Here is an 8891-nt window from a genome sequence, read left to right on the forward strand (position 1 = left end):
GGGGACAGGGTGTTCCTCCTACACCCCCATACACCCCGCTGCGCCCGGGGCGGCCCCCGGCTGCGGGGATAGCCGGGGGGGGGGGCCGGAAACGCCCGGGAGGGAGGGAAATCAGCGCGGCGCCTCGGGTTCAGCGGCTCCCTCGTCGTCCGCTCCACAGTCGTCCGCTCCCTCGGGTTCGGCCGGACCTGCGGGTTCGTCCGCCCAGCCGGGGGCGTCGCGGTCCTCCAACTGCTCGCGCAGGCTGGTGAGGGTGGCGGTGAGCAGGCGGGAGACGTGCATCTGGGAGACGCCGATGCGCTCGGCGATCTGGGACTGGGTCCAGCCGTCCCAGAAGCGCAGTTTGAGCACCGTCTGATCGCGGCACGACAGGCGGGCGAGCAGGGGGCGCACAGCGGTGCGGAAGTCCGCGAGTTCGATGCCGGGGTCGCAGGCCCCCAGGCGGTCGAGCATGGCGCCGCCGCTCTCGTCGAGGTCGTGCTCGCGCGGCGCGTCCAGCGAGTCGGGCCGGTAGACGCGGCCGGCGACCAGGCCCTCGGTGGCCTCCTCGACGGTGATGTGGAGGTCCTCGGCGATCTCGTCGGGGTGCGGGAGGCGGCCGAGTTCCTGCTCCAGCCGGTCGGATCCGCGGGCCACGGTCAGGTACAGCTCCTGCATGCCGCGCGGGACCCGGACCGGCCAGGAGGTGTCGCGGAAGAAGCGCTTGATCTCGCCGGCGATGGTGGGGATGGCGTAGGTGACGAACTCGACGCCGCGCTGCGGGTCGTAGCCGTCGACGGCCTTGATCAGGCCGATCGTGCCGACCTGGAGGATGTCGTCCATGTCCTCGGCGCGGTGCCGGAAGCGGGCGGCGATGAAGCGCACCAGCGGCATGTTGAGTTCGATGATCGTGCCGCGCACGTAGCTGTACGCGTGCGTTTCGCGGGCGAGTGCGGCCAGGCGCTCGAACAGCGCGTCGCTGAGCTCGCGTGCCTCGTACTTGCCCATCGCGCGCAGTTGCGCGTCCGTCGGGCGGGGTGGCACGTCGGGCGGCAGGCCGGACGGCGGGGCGGCCGTCCAGTCGATGGGGCGACCGGTTTCCAGCATGGTGGACACGGTGGCTCTCTCCTGGGGCATCGGGGCGAACGCCCGGCACCGCGAGCGGCTCGCGCCGAACGCGACGGGCTGCTTTCCGGAGGACCTGGGCCCGGCTTCCGTCGGGCGACGGCCCCGGTGGCACCCGGCGAGGGTGCGGACGCGACTGGCTGCGATCCATGGCCGCGTCATGCGTTCTCTACCCGACACACGACTTCCAATTCATGTTTTGGGCGGTTTATTGCCTTATCTACAGATACACGCGTATGACGATCATGCCGCTGACGAGGACCACGCCGGTGATGACGACCGCCCCGGTTCCCCCGGGCCCGGACACCGAGCCGCCGCCCCAGCCGCACCCCAGTCAGCTCTGACCCCCCCGGTTCCCGGAGGGTCAGAGCTGGAGGGCGCCGGGGTCCACCGGGGGCGCGACCTCCAGCCAGACCAGCTTCCCCTCGCCCTCGGGCAGGCAGCCCCAGTCGCGCGCCAGCCGGTTCACCACCCGCAGGCCGTGGCCGCCGGGACGGCCCGGGTCCGCGAACGGGCGCAGCCGCGGCGCGGCCGGGCTGGCGTCCGAGACCTCCACCCGCAGCCGCTCGCCGTCCCAGCCCAGCCGCAGCTCCCGGGGACCGCCGGGCGCGTACAGGCACGCATTGGTGACCAGCTCCGACACCATCAGCAGGACGTCCTCCGCCGCCGCCAGCCGCCCGGCATCCGGCGCGGGCAGCCAGTGCCAGGCGAGCAGCGCCGCCCGGCTGAAGTCCCGGGACCGCTGGACCGCGCCCTCACTGCCGGCCAGCACGAGCCGCCTGGTCCGGTCGGAGCCGCCCGGCCGTCGGTCAGAGCCACTCGGCCGACGGCCGGAGCCGCCCGGCCCCCGGCCGGAAGCCGTCGCCCTCCGGCCGGAGTCCTTCGGCAACGCTCCATCCCCGGGGCTCTTCATGCCGGGCTCTCCTCACTCCACGTCGTCGCGGCCGCGCTGCGGCGGGTCCGCGGTCTTCAGAGCGGCGTCGAGGTCGGGGTGGATGCGCAGCACCGTGTCGGCCTCCGTGATCGCGAACAGCCTCGCCACCACGGGCCTCGGACCGGCGAGTTCCAGCCGCAGACCGGCCGCCTCGGCGTCCAGGCGTGCGCGCAGCAGCAGGTTCAGCCCGGTGGAGTCGCAGAACCGCAGGCCGGTGAGATCGACGACGATCCGTTCCTCGCCCCCGGCCACCGGACGGGAGAGCGCCGCCCACAGCCCGTTCGCGCTGCCGTGGTCCAGTTCGCTGTGGACGGAGACCACCCGCACGCGGCCCTCCCGGCGCACCGCGACGCGCAGGCCGCCGACTTGCTGCTCCCCCTCACCCCCGCTGGGCTGCTCGGCCGGCCGTGGCATGGCGGGCTCCCGGTCCGGTCGCGGCGGCGTCCTGTCGTCCCGACCGCCATCCCGCGCGGCGGTTCGGGTCGCGCGTCCGGCCCGGACCGGACGGACCGCCTCCCCGGGCACGGCCACCGCCCCGGGCAGCGCCGGGCCCACCACCCGCTCCTCATCCATGCCCCGCGTGTGCCCGCAGCCACGGTGGCTACACGTGTGCCGGCGTTCTCCACCGTCGGGCACGTCGGCCTGTTCCTGACCGCCGCGGCGGTGTAGGTGGCTGGCCACGCGGGGGCCAAGGCCGCACTGTCCAGCCTCACCGGCGTCCTGCTCGACCGGTACGGCTCGGCTCGGTGGACGAACGCGGACGGCACGGCCGCGCCCGCGAACTGCGGCTGCCCGGGGCGCTGTTCGGCCTCGGCGCGCTGGCCCTGGCCGGGCTGCCGCCGTTCGGCACCGGGCTCGGCAAGACCGTCGCCGAGGAGGTCGCCGGGCGCGAACTCGGTCGGCTACCCGCCGTATTCGGGCTGGTCTCGGCGCTCACCGGCGGCGCGGCGCCGGCCGTACCCGCAGCGTCGGCTCCCGAGACCTGGTGGACGGCCTCCGGGATCGGGCTGGGCCTGCTCTCCGCCCTGATCGCGGTCGACTTCGCCGTTGCCGTCGCCGTCGCCGTCGCCGCCGCCGTGCGCCGCGACCCCAGGCGCGGCACCGGCGGGCCGTACCGGGCGACCGTCCTGCCCCTGCGCCGCCTCCACTCCGGGCTGCTCGGCGACTACGTGGCGCTGCTGGTCGCGCTCATGGCGCAGCTGTGAGCGCGAGCGTTTCCGACCCGTCGACCGTTTCCAGACCCTCGGCCGTTTCCAGACCCTCGGCCGTTTCCGCCCCGTCGACCGTTTCCGCCCCGTCGGCCCGGGTAGCCGCGCGACGCCGGACGAAGCCCGGCAGACGCCAGGGAGGCCGCCCGTGCGAGTGAACGGCGCGAGACCGGCCCGGCGGCGCCACCCGACCCGGGTGGTCCTGCCCCGGGCGCGCCCCGTCGTGTCCGGCGGGTCCGGAGGCCGCGTGCCGGCCGGGCTGCGGACCGCCGCCGGGTACACCTGGCGGCTGCTCCTGCTCGGGGTGGCCGCCTACCTGGCCGTCTCCGTCCTCGGCCAGCTCCAGATGCCGGTCATCGCCGTGTTCCTGGCGCTGGTCATCACCTCGGTCCTGCGGCCGCTCGTCGACCTGCTGGCACGGGCGCTGCCCCGCTCGATCGCCGTCCTGCTGGTCCTCGTGTGCGCCATCGTGGTCGTGGGCGGCGTTCTCGCCCTGGTGGGGACGACCGTCGCCAGCGAGTGGGGCCGGCTGGGCACCGAACTGCGCGGCGGCCTCGGGCAGATCGACCACCTGCTCGCCGGCGCCCCCTTCCACCTGCGGGCCGGCACCGTCACCGACCTGCGCGCGAAGCTCGGCGAGTTCATCACCGCACACCGCTCGGCGCTGCTCAGCACCGCGCTCAGCGGGGCGAGCCGGGTCGTCGAAATGCTCACCGGGCTGGCGCTCGCGGTGTTCTGCTCGGTGTTCTTCCTCCACTCCGGCGACCGGATGTGGTGCTGGGCGCAGCACCAGCTCCCGGCCCGGTCACGATCTGCCTGGAACCGCGCGGGGCACGCCGCGTGGCGCACCTTCGCCGGCTACACCCGGGGTGTGCTGATCGTGGCGGCGACCAACGCGGTGCTGGTCGGCATCGCGCTGGTCGTCCTGCGGGTGCCGCTCGTGCTGCCACTGATCATGTTGGAGTTCGTCGCGGCGCTCGTCCCGCTGATCGGCTCCCCCATCGCGCTGGCCGTCGCCGCGCTGGTCGCCCTGGCGGCCCGCGGCCCGGTGGTCGCGCTGCTGGTGCTCGGGCTGATCGTGGTCATCGGCCAGATCGAGGGCCATCTGCTGCACCCGCTGGTCATGGGCTGGTCCGTCCGGATCCACCCGGTGGCGATCGCGCTGTCGGTGATCGGCGGCGCCGTGCTGGCCGGTGTCCTCGGCGCGGTGGTGGCGGTGCCGGTGGTGTCGGTCGCCTGGGCGGTGATCTGCGAACTCCGCGACCACGGCCCACCACCCCGCCCGGGTCCACGCACCGGCCCCCCAACGGCACACCACGGGCAGCCGCACCGCCAACACGACGAACGCCGCCCCCCGCACCGAGCCGCCCCCGGCCGGGGCCCCCGGTGATCGGACTGATCACACCACGACGGCCCGAAGGGTCGAATCCGCGCCGGGATTGCACGCGGGCCGTTCCCTTCCGGTCCGGGCTTCGTTGGGCAGGTGATTGACGTGATCCGGCCCGGACGGTCCGCGCATTGCCAGGTGACCCGCCCAGGGCTCGACCCATTGGCATGACGAGGGAGACTGACGATGAAGCTGAGTGTTCGACGCGGACTCGTGGCGGCGACCGCCACGGTCGGCCTGATCCTGGCGGCGGCCGCGCCGCAGGCCACGGCGGCCGGCCCGCAGCACCCCGCCTCCACCACCAGTACCGAGCAGGCGGGCGGGCAGCGGGTGGCGCCGGGGGATCCGGTCCGCGACGGGAGCCCGGACTCCGCGGTCGACCGGGTCGCCGACTTCTACGGCGCCTACATCGACGCCGTCTCCGACGGCACCGACAACCTGTCGGACGGCCTGCGCTCCCACTACCTCACGGCGGACTTCCAGCAGCGGCTGGCCGCCTGGGAGCAGGCCAACCACGCCGACGGCGTCCTCCGCGCCCAGGACGTGCCCACCCACTGGGAGGTGCGGTACCACGACTCCGGAGCCGGCCACCTGTTCACCACCGTCACGCTCACCTGGGGCACCGGCCCCAACGCCACGCACACCAAGCTGGCCGTGCAGAGCGACCTGAGCACCAAGCTCATCTCGGACATCGAGGACGCCCCGGCCGGATACTGACATCAGCCTGGACCGGATGACGGAGCGGACGGTGGGAACGCGGGCGGCGGACGACATCGTGTGAGAACGAAGCCGCCGATCCGCCTCCCGCCGACTGCCGTCAGTGGTGGGGGGGGGGGCCCCGCGCGGGGCGGCCCCGCCACCTGTACAGCCTCCCGGTGCGGCTGTCCCGGCTGGCCGGGGACCTGCGCCCCGGCGGCGCGCCCCGGGCCCGGCGCGGCGGGGCGCGGCGCCCCGCGCGCCCCGCCCGCCCCCCCCCACTGCCGTCGCCGCATCGTCCGAGGTACACCCGCGCCGTTCTGCCACCGGCGAAAAACCGGCCCGACCGGGTTCGACGCTCACTACAGTCCGGTCCCATGACGACGGTTACCACGCGCACGGTCGAGTACCCGGCCGATGGCCTCACGATGATCGGGCACCTCGCGCTCCCGGCCGGTACCGGCCGCCGACCCGCGGTCCTGGTCGGGCCCGAGGGGCCGGGGCTGAACGACTTCCAGCGGCGCCGGGCCGACGCCCTCGCCGAACTCGGCTACGTGGCAATGGCCTTCGACATCAACGGCGGGCGCTGGTTCACCGACCCGCAGGAGATGCTGGCGCACGTCACTCCCCTGCTCGCCGACCCCGACCGGATGCGCGGCATCGGCCACGCGGCGCTCGACGTGCTGCGCGCCGAACCGCGGACCGACCCCGACCGGATCGCCGCCATCGGCTACGGCACCGGCGGCGCGATCGCCCTGGAACTCGGGCGCGACGGCGTCGACCTGCGCGCGATCGGCACGGTCAACGCCCTGACCACGGGCCGACCGGGCGAGGCGGCGCACATCCGCTGCCCCGTCTGGGCCGGGGTCGGATCGGAGGACCCGATCATGCCGCCCGCGCAACGGGACGCGTTCGCCGCCGAGATGCAGGCCGCGGGCGTCGACTGGCGCCTCATGGTCTACGGCGGCGCGCTGCACGCCTTCCACCACCCGACGGTCGGCCACGCCGTGCTCCCCGGCGTCGGCCACCACCCCCGGCACGCTCAGCGCGCCTGGCACGACATCGTCGCCCTGCTCACCGAGTGCCTGCCCGTACCGGAGTGACCTGGCCGTACCGAAGTGACCCGGTCGGCGGACCCGACCTGCCCGGCGAGTCAGACGTCGGCTTCTGCGATCTGACGCACCAGGTGATCGCCCTCGAACCAGCGGCTCAACAGCTGGTGAACCGGGTCCGGACTCCCCGCCTGGTCTCCACGGCCCCAGCCCCAGCCGGCTCCCTGGGCGGGCGGCGTGCCGCCGGTCATCGCGGCCAAGCGGATCAGCGCCGTCTCGGTAGCGCCCGCGTCCTCCTTCCCGAGGGCCCACATGAACACCTGCGGATCCGCGGCAGCCGCCAGGACCGGGGAGAGCCCGCAGCCGGCCGAGTACCACAGGGTGTTTCCACGGCGACGCGCGTCCCGGAACTGCTCGGTCCACGTCCTCTCGTTTCTCGTTCGCCTGGCCACGTTGCCCGACCTGCCGATGTACAGCACCGGATGACCGACTGCCCCTACGTCCACCCAGACATAGATGCCCGATCCGGTCACCTCGTCCGGGCTCTCCGGCCCGATCGCCGCACGTATCGTGCCGATGTCCATGCACCCCTCCCAGGTCTCACGAAGGACGCCGACTGTACTGATCGGCCCCGGCGCACCGACAGCCGGGGCCGACCGACATCCCCTGGCCGACCTGTCCCGCCCACGGCGGCCACCTCGACGGGGCACCGCTGTTGCCTGCGCCCACGACCGTGACCCGCACGAACTCGACTCGACCGGCTCGACGGTTCGGGTCAGCCGGCCCGGAGCAGGGTGCGCAGCTCGGCGGTGTCGATGATGTGGGCCCGCGAGGGGAGGACCTTCTGCAGCAGGGCGTCGTGGACTTCGGTGTCCGGGTCGGCGACGCCGTCGGACAGGACGTAGAGCCGGTAGTCGCGGTCGGCCGCGTCGAGGACGGTGGACAGGACGACACCGCTGGTACTGACGCCGGAGACGACCAGGGTGGTGATGCCGCGCTCGCGCAGCTGCTGGTCGAGGTCGGTGGTGGACATGCCGCCGAAGCGGGTCTTGCGCACGACGAGGTCGCCGTCCCGGGGGGCCAGGCGCTCGTGGACGGCCGTGGCAGGGTCCTCGTGGTGCATGACGCGGTGTCGGGCCAGCGGGGCGAAGGACTTGTTGGTCGCCGGGATCGCGTCCCAGTCGGCCTCGGTGAAGCCGACGCGTACGTAGGCGACGGTGCCGCCGCTTGTGCGGACATCGGCGATGGCCGCTTCCACACGGTCGAGCAGGGCTTCCCGGCCTCCGCCCTCGGGCAGAGCGGCCAGGATCGCGGGCTGGCAGTCCAGGACGAGCAGAGCGGTGTGCTCGGGGTCAAGTGCGGGGGCGGTACTCACGCGATTGTTCTCCTTGCTTGGCGGCACCCGGTCGGTGCGGGGACACGATTCGGCGGACCGACAGCCACTCCCCCCACACAACCGATCGGCGATCAGAAGCATCAAAGCGCGCCTCATCCCCGGGGATCAAACAACCTCAGGACCATCAACCCACAACCATCAGTTGTACCTATAGAGTGCCGCCATGGACCTCGACACCGTTCGGACCTTCGTCGCCGCCGCCGACGCGGGGCAGTTCCAGGAGGCCGCCGCCGAGCTGGCCGTCACCCAGCAGGCCGTCTCCAAGCGCATCGCCGCGCTGGAGCGCAACCTCGGCGTGCGGTTGTTCACCCGCACCGCGCGCGGGGCCGAGCTCACCATCGACGGGCAGGCGTTCCTGCCCCACGCGCGCGAGCTGCTGCGCGCCGCCGAGCGCGCGGTCGAGTCCGTGCGCCCGGGCCGGCGTCCGCTGCGCGTCGACGTGATCAACTCGCGCGGCGCGGCGTCGGGCCTGATGCGCGGCTTCCACCGCGCGCATCCCGAGATCGACCTCGACGTGATGATGCTGTTCGAGATCGAGACGGCCGTCACCGCCATCCGCTCCGGTGCGATCGACGCATCCTTCCGCGCCGTCGTCGCGCCCGGCCGGCCCCTTCCCGAGGACATCGAGTCCGTCCGGGTGATCGACGAGCCGCTCCAGCTCCTCACCGGTCCCGCCCACGCCCTGGCGGGTGCCCGGTCGGTGACCGTCGCCCAGCTCGCCGGGCACCGGATCTGGATGCCCGGCATCGTCCCCGGTACCGAGTGGGGCGCCTACTACGACGACCTCGTCGCCGAGTTCGGCCTCACCATCGAGGCGACCGGCCCCAACTTCGGCTCCGACGCGCTCCTCGACACCATCGCCGACACCCCGGCCCTGGCCACCTTCATGGGCGAGCACACCCGCCTCGCCTGGCCCGCCGACCACGGCCTGCGCCGCATCCCGGTGACCAGCCCGACGCCCGTCTACCCCCACTCACTCCTCTGGCACCGCGACAACCCCCACCCGGCCCTGACCACCCTCCGCACCCACCTCGCCGCCACCACGACCGGCCACGACGCCCCGGGCACCTGGACACCGGACTGGGTTCTTCCGCGCTGAACGCCACCGCAGTTG

General features: G+C 73.8%; 10 protein-coding genes. 5 read left to right on the forward strand and 5 right to left on the reverse strand.

Annotated elements, in window-relative coordinates; translation table 11 throughout:
- Positions 1-111: 111 nt before the first annotated feature.
- The 3 genes from ACFV6I_RS21645 to ACFV6I_RS21655 form a co-directional block, all read right to left on the reverse strand.
- Entirely contained in the window at positions 112-1086 is a 975-nt protein-coding gene (locus ACFV6I_RS21645) for a SigB/SigF/SigG family RNA polymerase sigma factor (protein WP_380427064.1), read from the reverse strand.
- Between the two features lie 382 nt (positions 1087-1468).
- Entirely contained in the window at positions 1469-1876 is a 408-nt protein-coding gene (locus ACFV6I_RS21650) for an ATP-binding protein (protein ID WP_380427066.1), read from the reverse strand.
- A 153-nt stretch (positions 1877-2029) separates the two neighbouring features.
- The gene (locus ACFV6I_RS21655) at positions 2030-2452 is read right to left on the reverse strand and encodes an STAS domain-containing protein (RefSeq protein ID WP_380427068.1); all 423 of its coding nucleotides are present in this window, start codon (positions 2450-2452) and stop codon (positions 2030-2032) included.
- Positions 2453-2784: 332 nt separating this feature from the next.
- Between ACFV6I_RS21655 and ACFV6I_RS21660 the strand changes: the two genes are divergently transcribed.
- The 4 genes from ACFV6I_RS21660 to ACFV6I_RS21675 all read left to right on the forward strand — a co-directional run bounded on the left by ACFV6I_RS21660 (position 2785) and on the right by ACFV6I_RS21675 (position 6432).
- The gene (locus ACFV6I_RS21660; protein WP_380427070.1) at positions 2785-3243 is read left to right on the forward strand and encodes a hypothetical protein; all 459 of its coding nucleotides are present in this window, start codon (positions 2785-2787) and stop codon (positions 3241-3243) included.
- Positions 3244-3493: 250 nt separating this feature from the next.
- On the forward strand, positions 3494-4636 hold the full coding sequence (locus ACFV6I_RS21665) for an AI-2E family transporter (RefSeq protein WP_380427072.1): 1143 nt from the start codon (positions 3494-3496) through the stop codon (positions 4634-4636).
- 183 nt (positions 4637-4819) lie between these two features.
- Positions 4820-5350: a hypothetical protein gene (locus ACFV6I_RS21670; RefSeq protein WP_380427074.1), complete on the forward strand. Its 531-nt coding sequence runs from the start codon at positions 4820-4822 to the stop codon at positions 5348-5350.
- A 356-nt stretch (positions 5351-5706) separates the two neighbouring features.
- Positions 5707-6432, forward strand: coding sequence for a dienelactone hydrolase family protein (locus ACFV6I_RS21675; RefSeq protein ID WP_380427076.1), 726 nt, complete (start codon positions 5707-5709; stop codon positions 6430-6432).
- Between the two features lie 50 nt (positions 6433-6482).
- Here the strand turns inward: ACFV6I_RS21675 and ACFV6I_RS21680 are convergent, their stop codons facing one another.
- Positions 6483-6965: a hypothetical protein gene (locus tag ACFV6I_RS21680; protein WP_380427078.1), complete on the reverse strand. Its 483-nt coding sequence runs from the start codon at positions 6963-6965 to the stop codon at positions 6483-6485.
- A 191-nt stretch (positions 6966-7156) separates the two neighbouring features.
- Entirely contained in the window at positions 7157-7756 is a 600-nt protein-coding gene (locus ACFV6I_RS21685) for a cysteine hydrolase (RefSeq protein WP_380427080.1), read from the reverse strand.
- A 184-nt stretch (positions 7757-7940) separates the two neighbouring features.
- Here ACFV6I_RS21685 and ACFV6I_RS21690 point away from each other — a divergent pair, with 184 nt between their 5' ends.
- Complete coding sequence (locus ACFV6I_RS21690; RefSeq protein ID WP_380344418.1) at positions 7941-8876, forward strand: LysR family transcriptional regulator; 936 nt, start codon at positions 7941-7943, stop codon at positions 8874-8876.
- The last annotated feature ends 15 nt before the right edge of the window (positions 8877-8891 follow it).

The organism is Kitasatospora sp. NPDC059803, assembly GCF_042732255.1.
In the GTDB taxonomy this organism is placed as follows: domain Bacteria; phylum Actinomycetota; class Actinomycetes; order Streptomycetales; family Streptomycetaceae; genus Kitasatospora.